The 24,998-nt window shown below is 45.6% G+C and carries 22 protein-coding genes and 1 riboswitch; of the genes, 11 read left to right on the forward strand and 11 right to left on the reverse strand.

All coding sequences use genetic code 11. The features are described from left to right. The 5 genes from FTW16_RS13490 (at window position 1) to tpx (ending at window position 6,627) form a co-directional block, all read left to right on the forward strand. Window positions 1–1,764, forward strand: a complete 1,764-nt coding sequence (locus FTW16_RS13490; protein ID WP_146491419.1) for a DUF1501 domain-containing protein — start codon at window positions 1–3, stop codon at window positions 1,762–1,764. Window positions 1,765–1,939: 175 nt separating this feature from the next. After that, window positions 1,940–2,734, forward strand: coding sequence for a helix-turn-helix transcriptional regulator (locus FTW16_RS13495; protein ID WP_146491420.1), 795 nt, complete (start codon window positions 1,940–1,942; stop codon window positions 2,732–2,734). 98 nt (window positions 2,735–2,832) lie between these two features. Then, on the forward strand, window positions 2,833–3,495 hold the full coding sequence (locus FTW16_RS13500; RefSeq protein WP_146491421.1) for a LysE family translocator: 663 nt from the start codon (window positions 2,833–2,835) through the stop codon (window positions 3,493–3,495). A gap of 91 nt (window positions 3,496–3,586) precedes the next feature. Then, the gene (gene ggt / locus FTW16_RS13505; protein ID WP_146491422.1) at window positions 3,587–5,344 is read left to right on the forward strand and encodes a gamma-glutamyltransferase; all 1,758 of its coding nucleotides are present in this window, start codon (window positions 3,587–3,589) and stop codon (window positions 5,342–5,344) included. A 785-nt stretch (window positions 5,345–6,129) separates the two neighbouring features. Continuing rightward, entirely contained in the window at window positions 6,130–6,627 is a 498-nt protein-coding gene (gene tpx, locus FTW16_RS13515) for a thiol peroxidase (protein ID WP_050635162.1), read from the forward strand. A gap of 169 nt (window positions 6,628–6,796) precedes the next feature. On the opposite strand, the gene uvrD is transcribed toward tpx, so the two are convergent. Further along, window positions 6,797–8,971: a DNA helicase II gene (gene uvrD / locus FTW16_RS13520; protein ID WP_146491423.1), complete on the reverse strand. Its 2,175-nt coding sequence runs from the start codon at window positions 8,969–8,971 to the stop codon at window positions 6,797–6,799. 264 nt (window positions 8,972–9,235) lie between these two features. Here uvrD and FTW16_RS13525 point away from each other — a divergent pair, with 264 nt between their 5' ends. The 4 genes from FTW16_RS13525 to FTW16_RS13540 all read left to right on the forward strand — a co-directional run bounded on the left by FTW16_RS13525 (window position 9,236) and on the right by FTW16_RS13540 (window position 11,645). Then, the gene (locus FTW16_RS13525) at window positions 9,236–9,496 is read left to right on the forward strand and encodes a DUF2282 domain-containing protein (protein WP_060983713.1); all 261 of its coding nucleotides are present in this window, start codon (window positions 9,236–9,238) and stop codon (window positions 9,494–9,496) included. Between the two features lie 64 nt (window positions 9,497–9,560). Continuing rightward, a complete protein-coding gene (locus FTW16_RS13530) occupies window positions 9,561–10,421 on the forward strand; it encodes a DUF692 domain-containing protein (RefSeq protein WP_146491424.1) in 861 nt (286 codons plus the stop codon). Beyond that, the gene (locus FTW16_RS13535) at window positions 10,418–11,185 is read left to right on the forward strand and encodes a DNA-binding domain-containing protein (protein WP_146491425.1); all 768 of its coding nucleotides are present in this window, start codon (window positions 10,418–10,420) and stop codon (window positions 11,183–11,185) included. Before FTW16_RS13530 ends, FTW16_RS13535 begins: the two co-directional genes overlap by 4 nt. 1 nt (window position 11,186) lies before the next feature. Further along, a complete protein-coding gene (locus tag FTW16_RS13540) occupies window positions 11,187–11,645 on the forward strand; it encodes a DoxX family protein (RefSeq protein ID WP_146491426.1) in 459 nt (152 codons plus the stop codon). A 67-nt stretch (window positions 11,646–11,712) separates the two neighbouring features. Here FTW16_RS13540 and FTW16_RS13545 read toward each other — a convergent pair whose 3' ends face one another. Together FTW16_RS13545 and FTW16_RS13550 are read right to left on the reverse strand one after the other, a co-directional pair. Next, entirely contained in the window at window positions 11,713–11,994 is a 282-nt protein-coding gene (locus tag FTW16_RS13545; RefSeq protein WP_009848181.1) for a hypothetical protein, read from the reverse strand. A 102-nt stretch (window positions 11,995–12,096) separates the two neighbouring features. Continuing rightward, a complete protein-coding gene (locus tag FTW16_RS13550; protein WP_210447893.1) occupies window positions 12,097–13,296 on the reverse strand; it encodes a multidrug effflux MFS transporter in 1,200 nt (399 codons plus the stop codon). A 101-nt stretch (window positions 13,297–13,397) separates the two neighbouring features. Here FTW16_RS13550 and FTW16_RS13555 point away from each other — a divergent pair, with 101 nt between their 5' ends. Together FTW16_RS13555 and FTW16_RS13560 are read left to right on the forward strand one after the other, a co-directional pair. Further along, the gene (locus tag FTW16_RS13555) at window positions 13,398–14,339 is read left to right on the forward strand and encodes a LysR family transcriptional regulator (protein WP_146491428.1); all 942 of its coding nucleotides are present in this window, start codon (window positions 13,398–13,400) and stop codon (window positions 14,337–14,339) included. 122 nt (window positions 14,340–14,461) lie between these two features. Next, on the forward strand, window positions 14,462–16,252 hold the full coding sequence (locus FTW16_RS13560) for an aminopeptidase P family protein (protein ID WP_146491429.1): 1,791 nt from the start codon (window positions 14,462–14,464) through the stop codon (window positions 16,250–16,252). 136 nt (window positions 16,253–16,388) lie between these two features. On the opposite strand, the gene thiH is transcribed toward FTW16_RS13560, so the two are convergent. The 8 genes from thiH to FTW16_RS13600 all read right to left on the reverse strand — a co-directional run bounded on the left by thiH (window position 16,389) and on the right by FTW16_RS13600 (window position 24,667). Next, window positions 16,389–17,516, reverse strand: coding sequence for a 2-iminoacetate synthase ThiH (gene thiH / locus FTW16_RS13565; protein ID WP_146491430.1), 1,128 nt, complete (start codon window positions 17,514–17,516; stop codon window positions 16,389–16,391). Window positions 17,517–17,523: 7 nt separating this feature from the next. After that, on the reverse strand, window positions 17,524–18,288 hold the full coding sequence (locus FTW16_RS13570; RefSeq protein ID WP_146491431.1) for a thiazole synthase: 765 nt from the start codon (window positions 18,286–18,288) through the stop codon (window positions 17,524–17,526). A 2-nt stretch (window positions 18,289–18,290) separates the two neighbouring features. Further along, window positions 18,291–18,500, reverse strand: coding sequence for a sulfur carrier protein ThiS (thiS, locus tag FTW16_RS13575; protein WP_146491432.1), 210 nt, complete (start codon window positions 18,498–18,500; stop codon window positions 18,291–18,293). Next, the gene (locus FTW16_RS13580; protein WP_146491433.1) at window positions 18,497–19,279 is read right to left on the reverse strand and encodes a HesA/MoeB/ThiF family protein; all 783 of its coding nucleotides are present in this window, start codon (window positions 19,277–19,279) and stop codon (window positions 18,497–18,499) included. Before FTW16_RS13580 ends, thiS begins: the two co-directional genes overlap by 4 nt. Further along, entirely contained in the window at window positions 19,269–20,561 is a 1,293-nt protein-coding gene (locus FTW16_RS13585) for a thiamine phosphate synthase (protein ID WP_146491434.1), read from the reverse strand. Before FTW16_RS13585 ends, FTW16_RS13580 begins: the two co-directional genes overlap by 11 nt. Next, window positions 20,561–22,510 carry a phosphomethylpyrimidine synthase ThiC gene (gene thiC, locus FTW16_RS13590; protein ID WP_146491435.1) on the reverse strand — a complete coding sequence of 650 codons (1,950 nt, stop codon included), beginning with the start codon at window positions 22,508–22,510 and terminating at the stop codon, window positions 20,561–20,563. The genes FTW16_RS13585 and thiC overlap by 1 nt, the downstream gene beginning before the upstream one ends. A gap of 129 nt (window positions 22,511–22,639) precedes the next feature. Beyond that, a riboswitch (TPP riboswitch) is annotated at window positions 22,640–22,738 on the reverse strand. Window positions 22,739–22,800: 62 nt separating this feature from the next. Next, window positions 22,801–23,184, reverse strand: coding sequence for a fluoride efflux transporter CrcB (gene crcB / locus FTW16_RS13595; protein ID WP_017069597.1), 384 nt, complete (start codon window positions 23,182–23,184; stop codon window positions 22,801–22,803). Window positions 23,185–23,284: 100 nt separating this feature from the next. Continuing rightward, a complete protein-coding gene (locus FTW16_RS13600) occupies window positions 23,285–24,667 on the reverse strand; it encodes a multicopper oxidase family protein (RefSeq protein WP_146491436.1) in 1,383 nt (460 codons plus the stop codon). Between the last annotated feature and the right edge of the window lie 331 nt (window positions 24,668–24,998).

The raw sequence follows: 24,998 nt of genomic DNA on the forward strand, positions 1-24,998 counted from the left end.
ATGTCAATTACACGCAGAAGCTTTCTCAAAGGTGCATCAGGTACAGCCGTATCAGGGATGGTACCACTCTCTTTATCTATTCCAGTCAGCAGTGCCTTTGCGAATGAGCAAGGTGGATATAAAGCGTTGGTCTGCCTTTTCTTACATGGAGGAAATGACTCGTTCAATATGATCGTGCCTACCGACGCTAAAAACAAAAATAACTACCGAGCCGCAAGACCAAATATTCAACTTGCTGACTCTGAAATCTTAGCGATTCCAAGTACTGAATCGGGTCAAGCTCTTGGTATCAATTCTCGTATGTCTAATTTAGCTAATATGATGAATTTGGGACAAGCAGCCACCGTAGTAAACGTGGGACCATTGGTTGAGCCCACCAATAAGTCTAATCTCTACGATGTGCGAAAGCCGTCTAACCTTGGGGCTCACAACAAGCAACAAGCCGCTTGGCAGTCGAGTTGGGGCGAAAATGGTTACCATAGCTATGGTTGGGCCGGGATGATGATGGATGTGCTTCGCAGTGAAACAGCAATCATTTCCGACTCCATTTCATTTGCTGGAAATGAACTATTAACTGGCGCAAACTCCAAAGATATCTCAATGTCTTCTGGTGGTGTGAGAGCTATGGATGCTCTTGGGCATTCAAGTGCAATAAACAATAACTTCATCAAATTGGTTAATGCACCTTACGGTTCACCGTTCAAACAAGAGTACACAAAACGGCTGAAAGGCATATTAGATTTTCAGCAGGAGATCCAACTCGTGCTCGATTCATACCCAGGAGACAGCTCCATTCCAAGTAGCTCACTAGGATCACAGCTTAGAATGGTCAGACGCATGATACAAGCATCATCGGATCTCGGTCATAGCCGTCAGGTGTTTTTCGTCAATATTGGTGGGTTTGATAACCACAGCAGTCAGAGAGGACGTCACGATGGTTTGCTTTCAACCATTGACCAAGCCGTTAGCGCTTTCCATGCCTCTCTTGCTGAACTTGGCTTGGAAGACAGTGTTGTGACATCGACCATGTCAGATTTTGGACGAACCATAGAAAACAACAGTAAATCAGGCACTGACCATGGTTGGGGAAGTAATCAGCTAGTGGTCGGTAATGCCGTCAATGGAGGTAACAGCTATGGGCGATACCCCGAATTTATCAAAGATGGTCAAGATGCTTGGGGCAATAAATTTATCCCGGGCCAATCCTCAGAACAGCTTGCTGCGACCTTATGCCGTTGGATGGGGTTAAGTGAACAAGGTGTGGATGTCATTTTCCCATCGCTTTCGCCAGCCAACAGCAACCCATTTGCTAGTCGATATCTTGGCGTTCTGGGAGACTATCATCAGGAAGCGCAGGAAACCGAACTATCCATTGCTAACGTCAGTGCTACGGAAACTCGCGCCGACCATACACCGCAAATGGCCGTAGACGGAGACAGTACAACCAAGTGGACGGCGAAAGGGCAAGGTATTCAATATCTAATTGAACTTAGCAGCGCTGCGAACGTCACTAAGCTCCTCTACTCCCAAGCTAAAGGAGATGTTCGACAATACCTATTTGATCTCGAAGTGAGTAGCGATGGCATTAACTTCGATCTGGTAACCAACGTCTTGACGCCTGGAACCACAACCAGTTTGGTGGAACAAGCCGTGAATAGAGCATCGGTTAAGTTTATTCGCCTCACTTGTAACGGTAATAATGGCGATGTTTCAAGCTTAGTTCTATGGAATAACTTCCAAGAACTCAAAGTGGTCGGTTATTAGTATCACGACACTTCAATAATCAGACAAAGCTTTTATTCTCTTTCCCTTTAAAGGATCGACCCTATAAAAACTCAGTCAGAAACCACTAGCACTGATCGTTTTTTACAAGACAATTTCGAAATACGAAGATAAGCTTGGTTGAATTGATGACTATTTAACCAAGCTTTTTTGTACCATGGATAAAGTCCACTATTACTCCACCCCAACAGATGATATCAGCCTGATCCAAGCTCAATACCAAGAGTTTGCCTTTCAGCGCCACTATCATTTGGACTTTCACATTGGTTTAATTACCCAAGGGCAGCAAAAATTCGCCTATAAAGGGACTAGCCATCATGTTGGCGCAGGCCAAGTTGTCATCATGCCACCCGATGAACTGCATGATGGGCATTCCAAACTCGATTCGGGTTATCAAGTCAGCGTGTTCGCAGTTTCTCCCAAGTGGTTTCAAGATCTTGCCGATCCCAAGCAAAATGGTCACACATTAGGCTTTTCTGAGTTGATCCTCTCCGATCAAGCTGCATTTTCACAATTACGCAACCTACACGGTCTGTTAATCAATCAAAACATCAGCCAACTCGCTCAAGATTGCTTACCATTCGAGGGATTCTCGACGATTGTCGATCGTTATGCGAAATTTGGATCCAAGAGCGACATCAAATTGGGTAATCAATCGATTGATACGCTAAAAGACTATTTGATGGCAAATTTGGATCAGCCAGTGCGATTAGAACAACTGTCTGAGCTGTGCGGCTTAACCACAACTCAATTCCAACGCCACTTTAAAAACAGAATGGGCATCACGCCATACGCATGGCTGAGCCGCTTACGTATGGAGCAGAGCATGCGCCTGATTAAATCTGGGATATGTGGTACCAAGGTCGCGTACCAAGTGGGCTTCTATGATCAAGCACACTTCTCCAAAGCATTCAAAACTACATTCGGCGTCCCGCCCTCACAAATCAACTAAGTGTTGATAATTTACAATTGCTCGATTTCAAATCACGGTAAGCTACGCTCAATACGATTACTTATTTAAAAATAGCGGCAGCGTTATTGAGAACTAACATGAATGAAGTCACCATACTGATCACCCTCGCCTCAATCCACTTCATCGCTTTGATGAGCCCCGGCCCTGACTTTGCGTTAGTCGTGCAAAATGCGACGCGTCACGGCAGACAAACAGGCTTGTACATCGCGCTTGGCCTATCTTGTGGGATTTTACTGCATTCATTGCTGAGCCTGACGGGAATCAGTTATCTAGTCCACCAGCAACCAACCATATTTGCCATTATCCAATTGGCTGGCGGTAGCTACTTGCTGTATTTAGGCTACGGTGCACTAAAAGCAACCTGGCAACTCATTCAGAACCACGACGATGACGCCGATACCGTCAATTCCAAAGATCTGATTCTCACGAATAAGCGTCAGGCATTTTCGAAAGGGTTTGCGACCAATATTCTCAACCCAAAGGCTTTGGTGTTTTTTATCAGCTTGATGTCGAGCTTAGTGCCTGCCGACATGTCACTTTCAGGCAAAGGGTTTGCACTGCTGATCCTGTTCGGCCTATCACTGTTCTGGTTCTCTCTATTAGCGTGGATGCTTTCTACGAAGGCACTACAAAAGAAACTGAGTGAAGCGACGGTCTACATTGATGGCTTATGTGGCGTGGTGTTCAGCCTAATTGGCGTCAGTATTCTTTGGCAGTCGCTGTCTGGTCTAATCGCTTAAATTCGAATCAAGATTACAATTCGTTAACAACGCACTGGCTATCTTATCTTTCCACTGCCAATCTAGCTCTGCATATGAAAAGGAGAAGATCATGCAGTGGAAAACAAAACTAACAACCCTCGCCACTTCTACCCTACTTTTTGCCTCTCACGTCAGTTGGGCAAATCAAGCTGCCGATTCCGTCGCTCCCGAACAAAGTAGTGGTTTAGAAACCAAACAGCTCGTTAAAGCTAACGACTGGATGGTCACCGCGGCCAACCCTCTTGCGACCCAAGCAGGTGCCGATGTACTTGCTCGTGATGGTAACGCGATTGATGCCATGGTTGCCGTACAACTGATGCTTGGCTTAGTTGAGCCGCAATCGTCAGGTATTGGTGGTGGCGCGTTCCTTGTTTATTTTGATGGCAAGGACAAGCAACTCAAAACCTACGATGGCCGTGAAACTGCACCACTTGATGCCACACCACGTCTATTCCAAGACGAAAACGGACAACCGCTTAAGTTTTACGAAGCTGTGGTTGGTGGTCGCTCTGTTGCTACACCGGGAACAGTCCAATTGCTGTGGGACACTCACCAGAAGTACGGCAAGCTCGAATGGGCATCACTGATTAAGCCTATTGCTCAGCTGGCTGAAGAAGGTTTTACTATTAGTCCACGTTTAGCGACCTTGATTGAACATGACCAAGAGCGACTAAGCCGCTTTGCGACAACTAAAGCCTACTTCTTCAATGCCGATGGCAGCCCGAAAACCGCAGGTACTCTACTTAAGAACCCAGAATACGCTGCAACGTTAAACGCTATCTCAAAGGATGGTGCTAAGGCTTTCTATCAAGGCGAGATTTCTACTGACATCATCAACACTGTGCAAACGGCTAAAGGTAACCCGGGCGTCTTGGCACAAAAAGACTTCGATGCGTATTCAATTAAGCAACGTGAACCGGTTTGTTCCGCTTATGAGAGTTACGATATCTGTGGAATGGGACCACCAAGTTCAGGCGCATTAACGGTTGGACAGATCTTAGCGATGACCGAGCAGTTTGACCTCAAATCCTGGGGGCCTAACGATGCGAGATCTTGGCAAGTGTTAGCGGACGCTTCTCGCCTAGCCTTTGCAGACCGTGGGATGTACATGGCAGACCAAGATTACGTACCAATGCCAACTCAAGGGTTAGTGAATACTGACTATTTGCAGGAACGTGCCCAGTTAATTACCGCAGGTAAGGCACTAGAGAGTGCGCCATCAGGCACCCCGCCGTGGGATCACGCAATGCTGCGCAGCCAAGATGTATCTATTGAACTGCCGTCCACCAGCCACTTCAATATTGTTGATAGCGATGGCAATGTCGTTTCGATGACTACCACCATTGAGAATGCCTTTGGCTCACGCTTGATGGTGAGAGGCTTCCTACTCAACAATGAGCTAACGGACTTCTCATTCAAGACGCACAACGATGGTAAGCCTATCGCCAACCGACTTGAACCGGGCAAGCGTCCACGCTCTTCAATGGCACCCACCATAATCATGCAAGACGATAAGCCTTACATGGCGATTGGTTCTCCGGGAGGCAGTCGAATCATAGGTTACGTGGCACAAGCAATCATTGCCCATACCCAGTGGGACATGGATATTCAGCAAGCGATCAACCAACCACACTTCCTAAACCGTTTCGGAACCTTAGATTTGGAAAAAGGAACATCAGCGGAAAACTTCAAACCTGAGCTAGAAAAGATGGGATTTGAGGTCAACGTTCGCGATCTTAACTCCGGTTTACACGCTATTCGTCTCACAAAAGATGGTCTAGAAGGCGCTGCAGACCCTCGTCGTGAAGGTGCAGCCATTGGTCAGTAGGGAATAATTCTCCCTTTTTACTCGCTGCCTTGTGCGAGATCTCTCACAAGGCAGTGAGTAAATATCGATATTTAACTGCGAAATTAAGTACCCATACACTGTAACCAATTGAAATTAAACAATACGTACATTTATCATTCAAATAATTATATAGAAATTCGCTTATGCACCATTGCTGATAAATAAGGAATCGGTAATATGAGTGGTGTCGGAAGGATGCTGACACGGAACAGGAAACGCCAAGGATTTGGTTATCTTCAGGATGAAGATTCGATTACTCAGGATGAATAATCGGCATGGATAGCGAAATGGACATTGAATGGACGCAATAGTAACTAGGATGGTTACTACTAAGGAAAGACAATGGACACCTCTGGATGAGGAAAGGACTGAACATCAGGATGATGTAAAGGACACCGCTCAAGGAACAAGTGACGCGCGCTAACGAGGATTGTTGGCAGATCAGGATAAGATCAAGGACACCGCTAGGAAGGCGACGAAAGGAATACGCTGAAGGATAACAGCACACTATCATGGATTTGATGCATGGAGCACACTTAGTAGCCGGATTGCTGCGAGTAAGACTATAGACCCCGATGAGCGCAAGCTCTCGGGGTTTTTCTTTATCTGTCGTCCCACCATCTCTTCCCCTAAAACAAACAAATCAAAGACCTTTGATTACAATTCTGACATTTAAACCATTCACTTCTTAACCACTTCCGAGTAACGTAAGTCTTACTAGGCTCAACTAGTTTCATAACCATAATTAAAATAAGGACAAATTCATGTCACACGTTACCTTCAAAGGCGCTGCTGTACCGCTAACTGGCACATTCCCACAAACTGGCGAACAGGCACCAAGTTTTGCACTGACTGCAGGCGATCTTTCTGAACTGACTCTTGCTTCCCTTGAAGGCAAGAAAGTGGTTCTAAACATCTTCCCAAGCATCGACACAGCCACTTGTGCAACGAGCGTACGCACGTTCAACGCAAAAGCGGCAGAGCTTGAGAACACGGTTGTTGTTTGTATTTCTGCTGACCTACCGTTTGCTGCGGGTCGCTTCTGCGAACTAGAAGGCATTGAAGGCGTTCAACACGCCTCAACTTTCCGTTCTCCTGCATTCGCATCAGACTACGGCGTAGCGATCGCTGAAGGCCCACTATCAGGCCTAACAACACGCGCAGTTGTCGTTGTTGATGAAAAAGGTGTGGTAACACACAGCGAGTTGGTTGCAGAGATCACTGAAGAACCAAACTACGAAGCGGCACTTGCTGCACTGTAAGTCTCCTTCCTAGGCAGAAATGCCTTAAGCTCGATTCAGCCTATTCAGCACAGTACCGAGCAATAAAAAAGAGCAGCCATTGGCTGCTCTTTCTGTTTTTATACGGATTACTTTTCAATGCTGAATAGTTTCAGATATCGAACTATTTTCTACATGCTGAAGTAGCAAATTACAACTGTTCTAAACGAGCATAAGCCGTTACTAACCACTTGATGCCTTCACCGTTAAACGCGACTTGAACTCGGCTCTGCGGGCCACTTCCCTCGAAGTTGATGATGGTACCTTCACCAAATTTAGGGTGCTTAACGCGAGATCCCAAGCTAAAGCCTGTTTCGTTGAAATTCTCTTTCACGGCAGTTTGGCTAAAACGCCCACTGCTTGCTGGACGGCTCACTTGCGCTTTCATACGAACTTCATCCAGACATGTCTCTGGTAGTTCACGTATAAAGCGTGATGGTTTGTGGTACTTGTCCTGACCGTACAAGCGACGCATCTCAGCGTAAGTGATATAAAGCTTCTCCATCGCACGGGTCATGCCTACATAGCACAAGCGACGTTCTTCTTCTAAACGCCCCGCTTCTTCTGCAGACATCTGGCTTGGGAACATGCCTTCTTCAACGCCAACCATGAATACTATTGGGAACTCTAGGCCTTTGGCACTGTGCAGGGTCATTAACTGAACCGCATCATCAAACTCATCAGCCTGACCTTCACCCGCTTCCAAAGCTGCATGAGTCAAGAATGCCGTTAGCATGCTCATTTCATCTGCTTCTTCTGGCTTCTCGAACTGACGAGTTGCCGTTACCAATTCTTCCAAGTTCTCAATACGCGCTTTCGATTTCTCGCCTTTCTCTTGCTCGTACATCGCAAATAGACCCGACGACTTAATCACATGGTCGGTTTGTTCATGCAGGCTAAGTTCTAGCGTATCATCTTCAAGCGCATTAATAAGCTCGATAAAGCGACTCAATGCACCCGCAGCACGACCGGGGAGCACTTGTTCTTCTATCAAAGCAACACTTGCTTCCCACATGGTTGCACCACGATCACGAGCTGCAAGACGAATCGTTTCTAACGTTTTATCACCCAAGCCACGCGTTGGCGTATTGACGACACGCTCAAATGCAGCATCATTACTGCGATTACTCATTAGGCGCATGTAGCTCAAAGCATCTCTGATTTCTTGACGCTCGAAGAATCGCATGCCGCCGTAGATTCGGTAAGGCAGACCACCTTGAATCAAAGCTTCTTCAAGAACACGCGATTGGGCGTTATTACGATAAAGCATTGCCGTATCTTCTAGCGCGCCGCCTTTCTCCTGCCACTCTTTGATTTTGCTGACCGTAAAACGCGCTTCATCGAGCTCGTTGTATGCTGAGTACACAGAGATTGGCTCGCCATCGTTACCATCGGTCCACAGCTCTTTACCCATACGTTCAGTGTTGTTCGAGATAAGCTCATTCGACGCCTGTAGAATGGTTTTGGTTGAACGGTAGTTTTGTTCGAGTCGAACCGTCGAAGCTCCTGGGAATTCATCCAAGAACTTCTGAATATTTTCGATCTTCGCACCACGCCAGCCATAAATAGATTGGTCATCATCACCCACGATCATCACACGACAATCCGGGCCAGCCATCATACGTAACCAAGCGTATTGGATGTTGTTGGTATCTTGGAATTCGTCGACAAGAATGTGCTTAAAGCGAGCTTGGTAGTGTTCGCGGATGTGTTTCTTATCGCGCAATAATTCATGCGATCTCAACAAGATTTCAGCAAAGTCGACCAAGCCAGCACGATCACACGCTTCTTGGTAAGCAGAATAGATCTTTAACCACGTTTGAGTTATTGGATCATGGTAGGCGTCAATGTGACTTGGGCGCAGACCTTCGTCTTTCTTGCCATTGATCCACCAAGAAGCTTGCTTGGCAGGCCACTGCTTTTCATCAAGGTTTTGCGCCTTGATTAAGCGGCGTAGCAAACGAATCTGATCATCAGAATCTATGATCTGGAAATCTTCTGGCAGTTTTGCATCGAGGTAGTGAGCACGAAGGATGCGGTGACAAATACCGTGGAAGGTGCCGTTCCACATGCCTGACGAGCTGCCCATCATCAGCTCTTCAATACGACCACGCATCTCTGCTGCCGCTTTGTTGGTGAAGGTAACCGACATGATAGAGAACGGCGATGCTTGCTCTACGCTTTGCAGCCAAGCGATGCGATGCACCAACACTCGCGTTTTACCACTGCCAGCACCTGCCAGAATAAGTAGGTTTTCTAAAGGTGCTGCGACCGCCTCACGTTGTTTATCGTTTAGGCCATCGAGTAAAAGCGAAGGATCTATCATTGGATATGCTCACTACTGGGTATTTATACATAAAAGCTGATTATAACCTAAACACTAGGCTGCGTTTAGGATAATAAGAAGAAAAAACAATCAAAAAATAACATCATATAATCAGCAACTTAATAGCTAACACATCATTAATATTGATATTTTTTATAATGCAGTGAAATTATTTCCGAGTTCTTCCTATCCTTTTTAGTAAGCAAGTTAACAACTTATTAACCTGCGATATAAAAATACTATTAAGTCCTAGAGGGAATGACTATGAAAAATTCTAATCTTGCTGTTACAGCTGCAATCACAAGTGTACTAGCGTTCGGCGGTGCAGTTCTTACATCAGCACCTGCGGAAGCAGCAGCGAAAGAAAAATGCTACGGCGTGGCAAAAGCTGGCCAAAATGATTGTGCAACCAAAACAAGCTCATGTGCAGGTACAGCAAAAGAAGACAACCAATCAGATGCATTCGTAGTCGTTCCTAAAGGACTATGTGGCAAGTTATCAGGTGGTAGCACCCAATCATCATAATTGAGCTGCTTAGTATGGTGGGCTGACATTCAGCTCACCTCCACTTCCAATTAGGAGAACCGTTGTGACTCAAACTCTTCACCCCAATGCAGGGGTTGGCCTTAGAACACCGCACTTAGATTTCTTTAGCCAAAATCCATCTCTAGTGAGTTGGTTAGAGGTTCACAGCGAGAACTACTTTTTAGCTCAATCACCGCAACGCCAACAACTCAGAGAAATTCGTAACGCACACAGCATAAGTTGCCACGGTGTTGGGTTGTCTCTCGGTTCTGTTGAGCGCATCAACCCAAATCACTTACTGCAGTTAAAAGATCTGATTGATGATATCGACCCCTTCTTGGTTTCTGATCATCTCAGCTGGAGTCAGACTGGCGGTCATTACTTCAATGACTTGCTGCCGCTGCCTTATACCGAAGAGGCGTTAGAAGTCTTTTGCCGTAATATCATCGAGGTTCAAGACAGCCTGCAACGCCCGATGCTGATTGAAAATCCATCGAGTTATCTAGCCTTCAAGCATTCAACCATCCCTGAGTGGGAGTTTTTGGCTGAGGTACAAAAGCGTACTGAGTGTCGCCTACTGCTCGATTTCAATAATATTTTCGTCTCATCTTTTAATCATGGCTTTAGTTGTGAAGAGTACTTAAGCGGAATACCTGCAGACAAAGTGGAAGAGATTCACTTGGCAGGTTTTACCAAAAAGAAGCTTGAACAAGGTGAGATCTGGATAGACACACACAGTAAACCTGTCTGTGACGAAGTGTGGAAACTCTACACTGACTGGGTAGCACAACATGGTTTGCGCCATACCTTGATTGAGTGGGATCTCGATATCCCAGAGCCACAAGTTTTATTGGCTGAAGCAACCAAAGCCAGTGACATCTTGTATCAACACGACAAGTTCAACCAAAGGAGTCGCGCATCATGAGCCACTCCCTAGCAGATGTTCAATTGGAATTTGCTAACGCCCTGCGCTACCAAAACAATGGTGAGCACTGCAACATAGTGAGCGACCATTTTACCGATGAACAGCGAATCCAGATTTACCGTAATAACTTTGTGATCAGCTTGAGCGAAGTTCTGGCAGCAACCTACCCACTCACTGAAATGTTGGTTGGTGAAGAGTGCTTCCAACAGATGGCTCGTCAACATGTCTTAAGTTATCCATCTACTTCTGGTGATGTGAGTGGTTACGGTGAACATTTTGAACAGACTATCAAAGCCTTTCCTGCCGTTATTGAGGCTGCACCTTATCTCGGTGAAGTGGCTTTGTATGAATGGCAGAAAGACAGTTTGATAAGGTGTACGTCACAAGCACATGTCGACCAGAGACCTCTTTCTTGTCTAGCAGATGTACCACAAGAACGACAAGGCGCTTTGGTCTTTCATCTCAAAGATTCAATAACACTGATTCATTCTAGTTACACGATTATCGCGCTTGAGCAGGCGATTTATCAGCAACAGCTCGACGGGTTAGACATCAACCAACCTGAATTTGGGATGTTAATCCGAGCTGAGAATTCACAGGTTGAGAGTCATTGTTTGACAGAAGAATGCCACCAACTATTAACTGAATTGCAATCGGATCAAGCGCTCGCTGAGATTGACCCTTCACTACTACAACATCTGAATACTGTCATGGCGCTTAACGTCATCTCAGGTTTTTCAATCGATGCCGAATTGGAGACATAATATGGATAACAACACAGTCACGAACATGATGGCTCAATACGACAATTTGATTGAGAAATCACAGGCACTTTTTGTTCCTGTCCTACTTCTGTTTTGCCGCCTATGGGTGGCGTGGGTCTTCTTTAACTCTGGGCTCACCAAGATAGCAACCTGGGATAGCACGCTTTACTTGTTTGAGTTGGAATACCAAGTGCCACTGCTACCTTGGGAATTAGCGGCTTACATGGGTACCGCCGCTGAGTTAATTCTGCCGGTGTTCTTAGCGCTCGGTTTATTAACACGACCTATGGCTGCGGTGTTGTTCGTTTTCAATATCATTGCCGTTGTGTCTTACCCTGTATTGTGGGCGCAAGGCTTCTACGATCATCAGCTTTGGGGATTAATGATTCTTATCGTTGTCGTGTGGGGACCAGGACCATTTTCATTGGATAGAATCTTAAAAAAGCAATTTAGCAACTAGTCCTCATCACTGGCCCAAAACGCAAAAAACCACTCAATTGAGTGGTTTCTTTTTAACTGGGATAAGCTTACTTATTCAGAAAAGCTTGTAGCTCTTCAGCAGAGATACCTTGCTCGGCTAGCTCTTTTGCTAGTAGCTGAACCTGCTCACCCTTACGAGACTCTACCACACGCTGAAATTGGTAAATGATGTCTCGTAAAGTATCGATTGGAACTTGTTTTGCCGCACTGCGAATACGCTCTTCACTTTGGTTGCCTAGCTCTTTAAGCAGTTTACCAAACATGACCTTTTCAGGTGCATCTTCCATTTGTTCTAAGACGCGCGCCATTTCGTAGGTTGTTAATGACATTACAGTATTTTCCGTTGGGGACTAACGTTTCAATGAGTGACAAATATACCATGTTTTAACGTTTCGCAAACCGCCATTTGTATATTTTGTCACCCTTGAGACTTACGCCTTGGCAAACGTCGTGTGCCACGACTTACCTGCTTTGCTCGCAAGCACTAATAATGCCGGAACAATAAGGAACATTTGCAGCGCAATCATCACTTGCGACGTTAAATCAAGACGCTGCATGGTACCAACAAGTAATCCTGAACCGCTCATCTGGAACAAGCCAAGCAACGCAGCTGCGGTACCCGCACGATCACCAAAAGGTTCAAGCGCCTTACCAGCTGCGGCACCGAGAATCCAAGCAAAGCCCACTGAAGATAAGAAGATTGGCAGCATGAATGCGATTGGGCTAGCGTGTTCTGCAAGCACTAACATAATCACGCCCGCTAAACCTAGCGTTGAGATACCAACGACCAGTGCTTTATAGGTACCAAAACGGTCCATAAATTTAGGTGCAGTAAACGCAGCTACGATGTTGATGGCTGCATTAACACCAAACCAGAAAGTAAACTCTTTCATGGTCAAGCCTAGATTCTCCATCAACACAACCGGTGCCGAGGTTACATAAGCTAGGATGACCGCCATCGCCATCAGACACAAGGTTGCGTGGAAAAGGAATGATGGTGTTTTCAATACTGACCAGTATCGCTCAAGCTTGAACACCGCAACCTTTTCTGTCGCAGGGTTGGACTCTTTCATTTGGAAGAATAAGATAGTGCCAACAACGACTGCGAAGCCTGCCATAAAACTAAAGTTCGAACGCCAACCAAATTGATGAGTTAACCAAGCACCCAGAATCGGTGCCAGCGCAGGAATAAAGCAAATTGCACCGTTAAGGTAACTGATCATACGGCCACTTTTCTCCGGGCCAAATAGATCGCGAACCGTCGCAAAGGCTGCTACAGAAGTCGCACAAGCTCCTAAGCCTTGTAGCAGCCGAGCTATTAGCATCATATCAATCGATTGAGCTGCCCACGCCAAGCAAGCACTCAATGCATAGATACTAACACCTCCCAATGCAACGGTTCGACGTCCTAACTTATCAGCCAAAGGGCCTGCAAATAATTGCCCGACACCCATGGCGAATAAAAACCAAGTAATCGTATCTTGTGCTAATGCGTGTTCCACGTGAAACGCTGTTGAAATTTGTGGCAGAGCTGGAAGATAAATATCTATAGCCAGAGGGCTAAATAGAACCAGCATTGCCAATAAAGCAACCTGCAGTTTACTAGGGGTTGGAAGCGCGTTAGAAGGCACAAGATTCTCCGAATGAGTTAATTTAGGTGCATAATAACCAACTAAAGATATGAACAAAAATGGCATATACTCATTAGCATTATTCCAAATAGGAAACTCACATGAATATCGAGAAACTATCACGCCTCGACCTCAATCTATTGGTTTGCTTGCAGGTGCTGATGGAAGAGCTGAGTGTCACTCGCACCGCACATCGATTATGCTTGAGCCAGTCTGCGGTGAGTAAGTCGCTAGCCAAGCTTCGTGAACAATTTAATGACCCCCTTTTTACACGAAGTGCTCATGGCCTACGACCAACACCGAAAGCTGTTTTCCTTAAGCCTCGGTTAGAAACGTTGATCAACCAACTTGATCTGATCACTCAGCCTGAGACCTTCATTCCCAACAACAGTGACCACAGTTTTCACATTGCGGCTGTTGAAAGTGTGTACCCGCTGATTCTTCCCCACTTCTTACCGGCTATATTTCGACAAGCCCCTAAAGTGAATATCAACACCCACGCTTGGACTGAGCAAACCTTTAAGAAATTACAGCTAGGTGAGCTCGATATCGGACTCACAGGTAGAGACATCGACATCAATGACGCGCGTTTAACCATGCTGCCGCCAGATGATATTTGCGAACAGGAGATCTACCGAGATGCACAGATGTGTGTATTAAGACGCAACCACCCTGCTCTGAGCGGTAAATGGGATCTGCAAACCTACCTTGCACAACGTCATGTACAAGTAAGATGTGATGGTAATGATCGTTGGTTACTAGACTACAAACTTGCTGACCTTGGTCACCAACGTGATATCGCTATTTCTGTTCCTGACTTCAACAGTGCGGCTAGCCTGTGCACCTACACTGACTTTGTGTTTACCGCACCAAGTCACTTCACCTACCTTGTCGCCAAGCAACTCGACTTAGTTGTTGTCCCTCTGCCAATGGAATTTCCACCGATGGCATACACTCTGTTTTGGCACCGAGATAGAGAAAATGACCCAGCACTAACTTGGTTGCGAGATATCATCAAAGAAAAAACTCTGCACCTTAGATAAAAATGGCGTACAGCGTTTGCAGCAAACGAACAAAAGCGCTAGCTTATTGACCTAATAAGTCCCCTCACATGTATATCTACTGTGAGTGTTAACAAGGACCCTAACAATAAGGATAAACACAGATGCACAATATCACTGCGGAACGCGTTACTGCGGTTCGAGCTTGGCTTGAAGCAAACCAACTAGATGCCGTTATCATCCCACACGAAGATGAGTACCTAGGCGAATACGTTCCAGCTCATAACGAGCGACTTCACTGGTTAACGGGTTTCACTGGCTCTGCAGGTGCAGCGGTTATCACTCGTGAAAACGCTGCTATTTTTGTTGATGGTCGCTATACCGTTCAGGTTCGTAAGCAGGTACCAGCAGAATTATTTGAGTATCGCCACCTTATTGAAGAGCCGGCTTTAGATTGGATCATCAATTCACTAGCACAAGGCAGCAAGGTTGCATTCGATCCACGTATGCACACAGCAGCTTGGTTGAAAGGCGCACAAGCGAAACTGGCTGATAAAGTTGAACTCACAACATTAACAGCAAACCCGATTGATGAGCTTTGGTCTGATCGTCCTGAGCCTGTTGTATCTGATGTTCGCCTAATGGCGACCGACGCCGTTGGTCAATCAAGTGACAGCAAACGCGCTGAAATTGCAGGCTTACTAAAAGCTAAAGGTGCGGATGCCGCTATCCTGACTGAACTAGACTCTATTTGCTGGTTACTCAACGTTCGTGGTTTGGACGTGTCTCGCCTACCGGTTGTATTATCTAATGCCATCATTCACGCCGATGAAAGTGTCGATTTCTTCTTAGACCCAGCTCGTATCCCTGCTGGCTTTGAAGCGCACGCTGGTAATGGTATTCGTGTTTCTCACCCATCTGAACTTGAAGCACGTCTTCAATCTTTAGAAGGTAAGAGTGTGTCAGTTGATTCAGGTACAAGCAATGCTTGGTACACACTTGTTCTACAAAACGCAGGCGCTCATATCATTGAAGCAGCAGACCCATGCTTAATGCCAAAGGCTGCTAAGAACGCAACTGAAATTGCCGGTATGAAAGCATGTCACATTCGTGATGGTGTTGCGATGGCCAAGTTCTTGTCTTGGATTGATGCTGAAGTCGCGCAAGGTAACCTACACAACGAAGCGGTGTTGGCTGACAAAGTACAATCGTTCCGCGAGCAAGACCCAACGCTGATGGACCTAAGTTTTGACACGATTTCAGCAGCAGGCGGAAACGCAGCTATGTGTCACTACAACCATGAGAACCAACCTGAACCAGGTCAGCTAGAACTGAATACTCTGTACCTAGTCGATTCAGGCGGTCAGTACTTAGATGGTACAACCGACATCACTCGTACTATCGCGATTGGCCAACCAAGCGGCGAAATGATTCAGCAGTTCACATTAGCGCTTAAAGGTCACATCGGCATTGCACGTGCACGTTTCCCACAGGGCACTCGTGGTTTCCAACTTGATATCCTAGCGCGTCAGCACTTATGGGCAGAAGGCTTCGACTACGACCACGGTACTGGTCACGGTGTTGGCCACTTCCTAAGTGTTCATGAAGGTCCGCAAAGCATCTCTAAGAAGCTTATCGACGTACCTCTAGTGGAAGGTATGGTGTTATCAAACGAGCCAGGTTACTACCGTGCCGATGAGTTTGGTATTCGTATCGAGAACCTAGAATTGGTTGTTGAGCTTCCAACTCAAGGTGACTTCTCAGTACTAACGTTTGAATCGCTAACACGTTGCCCTATCGATAAGCGCAACATCAACGTCGATCTACTGACACGACCTGAGCTTGCATGGCTGAACGATTATCACCAAAAAGTATGGAATGATGTTAGCCCACTGGTTGAAGGTGACACGTTAGAATGGCTACGCGAATCAACAACCCCATTGGTTCACGCTTAATACCTTGCTAGGTAGGTAACTGAGCCAAAACTAGTTGGCTCAGTTAGATATTAAAACGGCTACCTTTACGTAGCCGTTTTTGTTTGTCGATTTCACATCACAGATGTTTCACGTGGAACATCAAACAAGATGTTAGTTAGCCTGAGTAAGCGCTGTGCCAATCGCGCCACACTGGATCAAACCCGCGTTGACGAATCATAGCCTCAACATCAGCCGCACTTCGCTCATCACTTATCTCAAACTGTTCAAGCTCTTCCTCACCCGAAGCATAACCGCCCGGTTGAGTTTTTGACGCAGCAGACATGCTAGTGATACCTAGCGGCAACACGTTATCGCGGAAGGTTGCCGACTCACGAGTAGATAGAGATAACTCGACCTCAGGATTCAAGAGTCGATATGCGCAGATAAGCTGAACCAACTGTTTATCGTTCATGACCGACTTAGGCTGTAAGCCTCCACTAGACTCCCCACCTTCACACGGGCGAAGACGTGGGAATGAAATCGAGTAACGTGTCTGCCAATAAGTACGCTCCAGGTAATCTAAATGAGCAGCAACAAAGAAGCAGTCGGTTCGCCAATCTTCCAAACCAATCAAAGCACCAATACCTATCTTATCAATACCCGCCTTTGCCAAGCGATCAGGGGTTTCAAGACGATATTCAAAATCCATTTTATTGCCACGTAGATGATGCTCAGCGTAGGTCCTTGGTTGATAGGTCTCTTGATAAACCATCACCGCATCTAAACCGAGAGTTTTAAGTTCAGCGTAATCTTGTTGACCAAGTGGCTGCACTTCCATCGCAAGGTAATTAAATTGCTTTTTGATATTCGGCAACACCTGTCGAAAGTAATTCATCCCAACCTTGGTTTCATGTTCACCGGTGACCAACAAAACACTATCGAACTTCATCTTTTTGATAGCCGCACTTTCAGCATCAATTTCATCCAAAGTAAGCGTGCGGCGCTTGATACGGTTTTCCATTGAAAAACCACAATACGTGCACGCGTTAGCGCACAGGTTAGAAAGGTATAAAGGAATATAAAGCGACATCGTATTACCGAACCGCTTACGTGTTAGCGCCAACGATTGTTGTGCCATCTGCTCTAAGTAAGGTTCTGCTGCCGGAGAAATTAAAGCCTTAAAATCTTCTAAGTCACGTTTGGGTTTACTCAGAGCACGTTCAACATCCGCCGCCGTTTTACTAAAGATGGACATACCAATGTCATCCCAGTTGAGCTGTTTAAATCGATCAACAAACGTCATAGCAATACTACTCGTCTAGGAATGAAGTTAACGGGCTTGAAGCAACCGCATGAGACACTTTTCCTGCAAGTCCAGCGAGGTAAGCCATACGCCCCGCGTCAACTGCCAACTTAAAAGCAATCGCCATTTCAACAGGCTGTTGAGAAGCAGCAATCGCGGTATTCACTAACACTGCGTCTGCGCCCATTTCCATTGCACGTGCTGCATGTGACGGAGCACCAATGCCCGCATCAACAATCACAGGGACATTCGCTTGGTCGATAATGATCTCTAAGAAGTCTGCAGACGCAATACCCTTATTGGAACCAATCGGTGCACCGAGTGGCATCACAGCAGCACAACCAACCTCTTCTAAGCGCTTACACAATACAGGGTCGGCGTGGCAATAAGGCAACACAACAAAGCCATCTTTAACCAGTTGCTCAGCGGCTTTAAGCGTTTCAATAGGGTCTGGCATCAAGTACTTTGGATCTGGGTGAATTTCCAGTTTGAGCCAGTTTGTGCCCAACGCTTCACGAGCCAAATGCCCAGCAAAGATGGCGTCTTTTGCATTCTTCGCACCAGAGGTATTCGGAAGTAGATTAACGCCAGCATCAATAATTGGCTGTAAAATATCATCTTGCTCAGAACGAATATCGACTCTCTTTAGTGCCATGGTTGCCAGTTGAGAACCGGAAGCTTCGATAGCACTCGCCATCAAATGCTTGTTTGCGAACTTGCCGGTTCCAGTGAACAGACGTGATTGAAACGTTTTATCTGCGATGTTTAACATGGTTAGCCCCCTGCAATAGCTTGGAAAAGAGATATAGCGTCGCCTTCATTGACGACCGTTTGTTGCCACTGGCTGCGTGGGACAACCGCATTATTGATTGCAAATACACAACCCAAGTCAGGTAGTGATAAAGCGTGGATAATGTCCGTTAGAGACGACGAGTGCGCTACCTGTTCTGGTTGCTCGTTTATCGAAATCGTTATATGGCTCATTGGGTTTCTTCTTCTAAATGCTTAACTGCAGACGCACTGCACACGGGACATTCACTATCTTGAGTAACCATAAGGTTTTGCCAATTCATCGTCTGGCCATCGAACAGTTTGAGTTGATGTGTTGCGACCTGAAACTCACCACGAGTTAAACGTTGAATAGCAGCTAAAGCTTGAAGGTTACCTATGGTGCCAACAACCGGGCCTATGATGCCGCTATCGCTGCAACGAGTCGTTTGTTGATGTTGCTCAAACGGGAACAGGCAGTGGTAACACCCTTTCTGGTTCTGATAATCAAAGACAATAAATTGACCTTTCCAGCCGATTGCAGAACCCGATATCAAAGGTGTGTTAGCTTTAAAACAAGCTCGATTAACCTGCTGGCGTGACTCGAAGTTGTCAGTACAATCCAACACGAGATCAGCCAACATTACTTCTAATTCAAGTTGGCTTTCACTCATTCGTTGATTGATGGTCCTTATTTGGCTTCGCCCATTGAGCTCATTCAGTTGTTGTTTAAGTGCTTCGACCTTAGGTGAACCTAATTGGCTCTCCTTAAACGCTACCTGTCTCTGCAGGTTGGACGAATCAACACAATCATCATCGACCAACACAATTCTTCCCACACCAGAAGCTGCGAGATAAAGAGCAGCGGCATTACCCAAACCGCCGCAACCAATCACCAACACATGGCTGTTTAACAGGTTTCGTTGCCCTTGCTCACCAACCTCAGGTAATGCAATTTGTCGTTGGTAACGAATGAACTCAAAGTCACTCAGCATAGCTAGGCTCCTGCATAACCTCTTCTTTGGTAGTCGGAGGTTTAGGCGTCATCAGTTTTTCGAAAAATTCGATCACTTTTTGTGGGTCTTCCGCCAATGTAATCGCACGAACAACCGCTAAGCTCGATACACTACAATTCCAAACTTGCGCAGCTGTCGACTGGTCAATACCGCCAATAGCAACCGTCGGATAACCAGTAAGTTCTTCTGTGTATGGGATGGTATCAATTAGCTGTTGGTACAAAGATAAACGCACCAAACCTTGAGGTTTTGATGGCATCTGTTTCGTCGTGGTCGGAAATATATGGCCTAGTGCAATGTAGCTTGGATTGATTTGGACGATACGCAGCAACTCATAATAACCATGAGTCGATAGACCGATCTTAATGCCCGCTTGGCTCAGTTGGGAAAGGTTTGATTCTTCAATATCCTCTTGCCCTAGGTGCACACCAAAAGCACCATGCTTGAGCGCAAGCTGCCAGTAATCGTTAATAAAAACCTGAGCGTTATGCTCTAGACCAAGTTCGATCGATCGTGCGACTTGTTGCTCTAAATCGGCTTGTTGAGGGTTCTTAATACGTAGCTGGACGGTGTTGATACCAAGCTTCAGCAATCTTTCTATCCACTCAACGTCATCAACAACCGGGTATAAGCCGAGGCTATTTTTGCTCAACTCAGGGAAAGAAAGTACTGTCCCTTGGTTAGCCCAACCAACGCTGATATCCAGTCGTTCATCTTCTAGAACAGGGATAGGAAAATTTTGATAATGTGATGGCCATGTTCCACGTGAAACATTCGATGCAGCGCGAGCTAAAACCAGCGCGTCTTCCAATGGAAATTCCAACGACAATAAAGTAAGTAACCAAGCAAAGTGGCTACGACTATCTAACTCTTGATGAGCTGTAGTGTCACTCTTGATAACACGATTAGCATCTAAGTGTGACCAGATATCTAACACAGCTGAATCATCGGAGACTCCGATATGGACAGTGTTCGAAGCTTGAGTCAAAGCAGCACAAACATCGGTCAACGCAACTGAATTACTGTAATCAACAACATGGTTCAGTTGTGCTAACTGACACTCCGCCAATGAATCAATATCATGAGCAAAGCCAATAGCTAATACCTGTTGAGCATCAACGATAGAGAAGTATTGAGTTGAACTTACACCCAACTCAACTGCATCAGTTGCTAAACCTTGTCGTTTAGCAACCAATAGACAGTTTTGAACCTCCCCCGTTAGCTCGATGTATTGAGATGGGATGAGAATCTTCACTGCCATTATTCCTCTAATTGAGCTTCTTTTGCGCCTACAGCTGGGTGATAAAGTTCAGAGCCAGTATCACGGAACTCTTGTGATTTTTGACGCATTCCCTCCAACGGGTTATCTAGCATCTTAATCTCGATAGCCTGATCAGCGGCTACTTGTTCTGTGTCTTTCGCATACTCTCGAACTTCTTGAGAAATCTTCATCGAGCAGAACTTAGGACCACACATAGAGCAGAAGTGAGCAACCTTGCCCGACTCTTGTGGCAAGGTTTCATCGTGGAAAGAACGTGCTGTTTCCGGATCTAAAGCTAGATTAAATTGGTCTTCCCAACGGAATTCAAAACGAGCTTTTGATAATGCATTATCTCGGATTTGTGCACCTGGGTGTCCTTTGGCCAAGTCTGCTGCATGTGCTGCCAGCTTGTAAGTAATCAAGCCAGTCTTCACATCTTCTTTATTTGGTAAGCCCAAATGCTCTTTAGGTGTTACATAACAAAGCATCGCACAGCCGTACCAACCAATCATCGCCGCGCCAATACCAGAGGTAATGTGGTCATAACCCGGTGCGATATCTGTAGTCAGTGGACCTAATGTATAAAAAGGCGCTTCATGGCAGTGCTCTAACTGCTCGTCCATGTTCTCTTTAATAAGGTGCATAGGTACATGTCCAGGACCTTCAATGATCACCTGAACGTCGTATTCCCAAGCCACTTTAGTTAACTCACCTAGAGTACGTAACTCCGAGAATTGAGCCTCATCGTTGGCATCTGCAATAGAGCCAGGACGCAAGCCATCACCTAGTGAAAGAGCAACATCGTACTTCGCACAGATCTCGCAGATCTCGCAGAAGTGTGTGTATAAGAAGCTTTCTTGGTGATGTGCAAGACACCATTTCGCGATGATAGATCCACCACGAGAGACAATGCCAGTCACACGTTTAGCCGTCATAGGAACGTAACGAAGAAGCAAACCGGCATGAATAGTGAAGTAATCAACGCCCTGCTCCGCTTGTTCAATCAAGGTATCGCGCATCACTTCCCAGTTAAGGTCTTCGGCTACGCCATTCACTTTCTCAAGCGCCTGATACATAGGAACCGTACCAATCGGCACCGGGCTATTACGTAGGATCCATTCACGAGTCTCGTGGATATTACGGCCAGTGGAAAGGTCCATTACGGTATCGCCGCCCCAGCGAGTCGACCATACTAGCTTCTCAACTTCTTCTTCAATCGAAGAGCTAACTGAAGAGTTACCGATATTGGCGTTCACTTTCACTAAGAAGTTGCGGCCAATAATCATAGGTTCTGATTCTGGGTGGTTGATGTTCGAAGGGATGATAGCTCGGCCTTCAGCGACCTCTTTACGCACGAACTCAGGGGTAATTTCTTTAGGTAGGTTGGCGCCAAAGTTATGGCCAGGGTGTTGGTGATTAAGTTGTTCGTCAGCAAACTTCTGACGTCCCATGTTCTCGCGTATCGCAATATACTCCATCTCAGGAGTGATAATACCCTGACGAGCATAATGCAGTTGAGTTACACATTGGTCGCCAGTAGCACGACGAATTCTAGGCAGGTTTCCGTAACGAAGGTCGTCTAGGGTTTCATCTTCTAAACGTTCTTTGGTGTAAACAGAGCTTACATCATCGAGCAATTCCGTATCGCCACGCTCTTCAATCCATTGCTCTCGCAACTTAGGAAGGCCGCTATAAAGGTCTATTTCATGCGTAGGATCGGTATAAACACCGGAGGTATCGTAGACATGAATAGGCTCATTAGATTCAAATACAGGCTCTTTTTTGGTGCCACCGACAAGGCTATCTGCGAGTGATATTTCTCGCACAGGGACTTGGATATCTTCTCGAGATCCTTGGATGTAAGCTTTTTTTGAATTTGGATAGGGTTGTACGGATAAAGAATCAATGAAATTCTTCGCTTCCAGTCTTGCTTGTTTACGACTCGACATAGCATTTTTCCTTGGCTTTTAGCCATTATTTATTGGGATAAAAATGCTTGACGGATTAGATGCTACAAGAGGGATCACGGTAAGAAATACAGTTGTGATCTGGAGATAGATCTCTAGAAGGATTCTAGTTAGATATCTACTCTTGTTCCCTTCGCAGGTATTAGCCTGATCAGGTTCAACGGATCCCGAGTTAACGGTCTCAGCCATATGGCACTCCGACAAGTTCGATCGAGTATATAAAAACGGCTTGGATAAACCAAGCCGAGTTGTTAAAAAATCGTAAGAAAGTTTTAAGACTTTATCAAAAGTTGGAAGCCGATCCATGCTGCTGAAATACTGAGAACCACGTTGAGCAACACATTAAGCCCCATCTTAAAGAAAGCGCCCTGCTGCATAAGAAGCACGTTATCCATCGAAAATGTAGAGAACGTAGTCAGTGCTCCAAGGAAACCGAGGCCAATGATCTGTCTCCATGGTTCAGTCGCAATCATCTCATTTTCGAATGCGGCGATGAGCAAGCCCATAATCAAAGAGCCGATCACGTTAACGGTCAACGTACCGTAAGGAAAGCCACGCCCTAACATCACTACACATAACTCTGAAATCAAATAGCGCGAACAAGCACCAAATGCGCCACCAATGGCAATAAAACCTAAAATAGATAGCTGACCCATGAATCCTCCCAAATAACAGTCCCTATATTCTAGCTTTACCGCCGATAAAAGCGAGGGTAGAAACTAAGAATGCATGCGCAAAAATTAAACGTTACAGGTGTCACTTAACTTCAATATATCCCATTAGTCCCGTTTTCATGTGCTCAATGACATGACAGTGGTACATCCAACGTCCAGAGTTATCTGCAACAAACGCAGCTTTCGCTCGACCATTTTTCCCAAGTAACACAGTGTCGGTATGGAAGGGTTCTTCAATTTTTTTACCATCAAGTTCCAATACAGTAAATGTATGACCATGAATATGAATCGGGTGATGATATTGAGTGACGTTCTTAAGATCGAATATGTAAGTCTTACCTAACTCTAAAGTCGCCAACGGCTCTGGAATATTGTCTTTGCTCATTCCCTCCCATGCTCGCTTATTAGTAAGCCAAAACTTAGGCATGGACTTACCATCTTTAGATACTGGTGATACCGCCCCTTCCCACTCAAACACAAAATCGATTTCTTCTGCGTTGGCGAGATCTAAGTTAGGCACGGGATTCAGAGGCAATGAAGGAAGTGTTTGGCCTTCTATTAACGTTGAATCTACAACCTCAAACTCACACAAGGAGAACGGAAAACGCCCCTTCATTTGAAGGACACTCACTTGCTCGCCCACCTTAGGAGCAATCAGCCCAAGGTCGACACGCATACCTGGGCCAATTTTATGTTGAGTCAGCTTATAAGGTGTCTTTACAGGGTTACCATCAATGGCAATGACCCATGCTTCTGCCCCTTCAATAGCAATCGGATAGGTAATCGTGTTATCAACATTAGCGATACGGAGCCTAGTCGTTGCATGCTGCTTCAATTGATAGATAGGTTCATGTACTCCATTAACGCTACTCCACTCTCCTGGCGTGCCCATACGAGCGCTGAGGCGGGGAATCATTAAGTCTTTCCACTGACCTTGTTTGTCGATATGCCAATGTTTAAGCATCAGAGCATGCTCTTCATCGAACTGAACTGGCGCGCTCTCTTCAACAATAATAAGGCCGACTAAGCCCATACCCAGTTGTTTAACGCTGTTCATATGTGGGTGATACCAAAAAGTACCCGCATCTGGTGGGGTAAACTCATAGACAAACGTTTCACCGGGCATAATAGGAGGCTGACTTAAGAAAGGAACCCCGTCCATTTCGATTGGAATTCTCAGTCCATGCCAATGAATTGTCGTCGGTTCTGAAAGCTTGTTGGTAAATCGGATCGTTACCTTTTCGCCTTGTCGACAGCGAATAATCGGCGCTGGAATCTGTCCATTAAAGGCTAAAACATTAGTATTAAACCCCTTTACCAACTCAGCAGTTGAGGGCTCAGCAGTTAAGTCATAAACGAACTTTCCTTGCTCATCAACAGACTGCTTCATTGAACAAGCCGGCAGGACGGTTAGTGCAGATATAGCGAGAGATGATTGAATAAACTTACGACGGGAAATATCCATATTTGTTGCCTTTTAGTAATAACGACCAAAATGTAACAAAATATTGAGAATAATTCTCATAAAGAAGTTTGGTTTGTGCTATCGATTGTTTATAAAAGAAGCTGAGATAAGTAAGCACTTACACTTTTAAGGCTAAGTTCTGTTAAAGATAGGAATTATCGAATAAATAGAAAGCAAAAAGATTCCAAGTTTTCTGCGGAGACGCGTAGTCTGGAGCCTTAAATATGCCAGGGGCGCCTAGCTATCCCAACATTACTTTTCAGAAGCAACAGACGTAAAAAAGCCCCAGCATTTCTGCTGAGGCTTTAGTATATGGCAGGGGTGGAGAGAT

Origin of the sequence: Vibrio sp. T20, assembly GCF_007858795.1 — a bacterium.
GTDB lineage: Bacteria > Pseudomonadota > Gammaproteobacteria > Enterobacterales > Vibrionaceae > Vibrio > Vibrio satsumensis.

Bases quoted from the DNA above. Each gene is read 5' to 3' on its own strand.
- FTW16_RS13490 (WP_146491419.1), top strand. From the start codon at position 1: ATGTCAATTACACGCAGAAGCTTTCTCAAAGGTGCATCAGGTACAGCC.
- FTW16_RS13495 (WP_146491420.1), top strand. From the start codon at position 1,940: ATGGATAAAGTCCACTATTACTCCACCCCAACAGATGATATCAGCCTG.
- FTW16_RS13500 (WP_146491421.1), top strand. From the start codon at position 2,833: ATGAATGAAGTCACCATACTGATCACCCTCGCCTCAATCCACTTCATC.
- ggt (WP_146491422.1), top strand. From the start codon at position 3,587: ATGCAGTGGAAAACAAAACTAACAACCCTCGCCACTTCTACCCTACTT.
- tpx (WP_050635162.1), top strand. From the start codon at position 6,130: ATGTCACACGTTACCTTCAAAGGCGCTGCTGTACCGCTAACTGGCACA.
- uvrD (WP_146491423.1), bottom strand. From the start codon at position 8,971: ATGATAGATCCTTCGCTTTTACTCGATGGCCTAAACGATAAACAACGT.
- FTW16_RS13525 (WP_060983713.1), top strand. From the start codon at position 9,236: ATGAAAAATTCTAATCTTGCTGTTACAGCTGCAATCACAAGTGTACTA.
- FTW16_RS13535 (WP_146491425.1), top strand. From the start codon at position 10,418: ATGAGCCACTCCCTAGCAGATGTTCAATTGGAATTTGCTAACGCCCTG.
- FTW16_RS13540 (WP_146491426.1), top strand. From the start codon at position 11,187: ATGGATAACAACACAGTCACGAACATGATGGCTCAATACGACAATTTG.
- FTW16_RS13545 (WP_009848181.1), bottom strand. From the start codon at position 11,994: ATGTCATTAACAACCTACGAAATGGCGCGCGTCTTAGAACAAATGGAA.
- FTW16_RS13555 (WP_146491428.1), top strand. From the start codon at position 13,398: ATGAATATCGAGAAACTATCACGCCTCGACCTCAATCTATTGGTTTGC.
- FTW16_RS13560 (WP_146491429.1), top strand. From the start codon at position 14,462: ATGCACAATATCACTGCGGAACGCGTTACTGCGGTTCGAGCTTGGCTT.
- thiH (WP_146491430.1), bottom strand. From the start codon at position 17,516: ATGACGTTTGTTGATCGATTTAAACAGCTCAACTGGGATGACATTGGT.
- FTW16_RS13570 (WP_146491431.1), bottom strand. From the start codon at position 18,288: ATGTTAAACATCGCAGATAAAACGTTTCAATCACGTCTGTTCACTGGA.
- thiS (WP_146491432.1), bottom strand. From the start codon at position 18,500: ATGAGCCATATAACGATTTCGATAAACGAGCAACCAGAACAGGTAGCG.
- FTW16_RS13580 (WP_146491433.1), bottom strand. From the start codon at position 19,279: ATGCTGAGTGACTTTGAGTTCATTCGTTACCAACGACAAATTGCATTA.
- FTW16_RS13585 (WP_146491434.1), bottom strand. From the start codon at position 20,561: ATGGCAGTGAAGATTCTCATCCCATCTCAATACATCGAGCTAACGGGG.
- thiC (WP_146491435.1), bottom strand. From the start codon at position 22,510: ATGTCGAGTCGTAAACAAGCAAGACTGGAAGCGAAGAATTTCATTGAT.
- crcB (WP_017069597.1), bottom strand. From the start codon at position 23,184: ATGGGTCAGCTATCTATTTTAGGTTTTATTGCCATTGGTGGCGCATTT.
- FTW16_RS13600 (WP_146491436.1), bottom strand. From the start codon at position 24,667: ATGGATATTTCCCGTCGTAAGTTTATTCAATCATCTCTCGCTATATCT.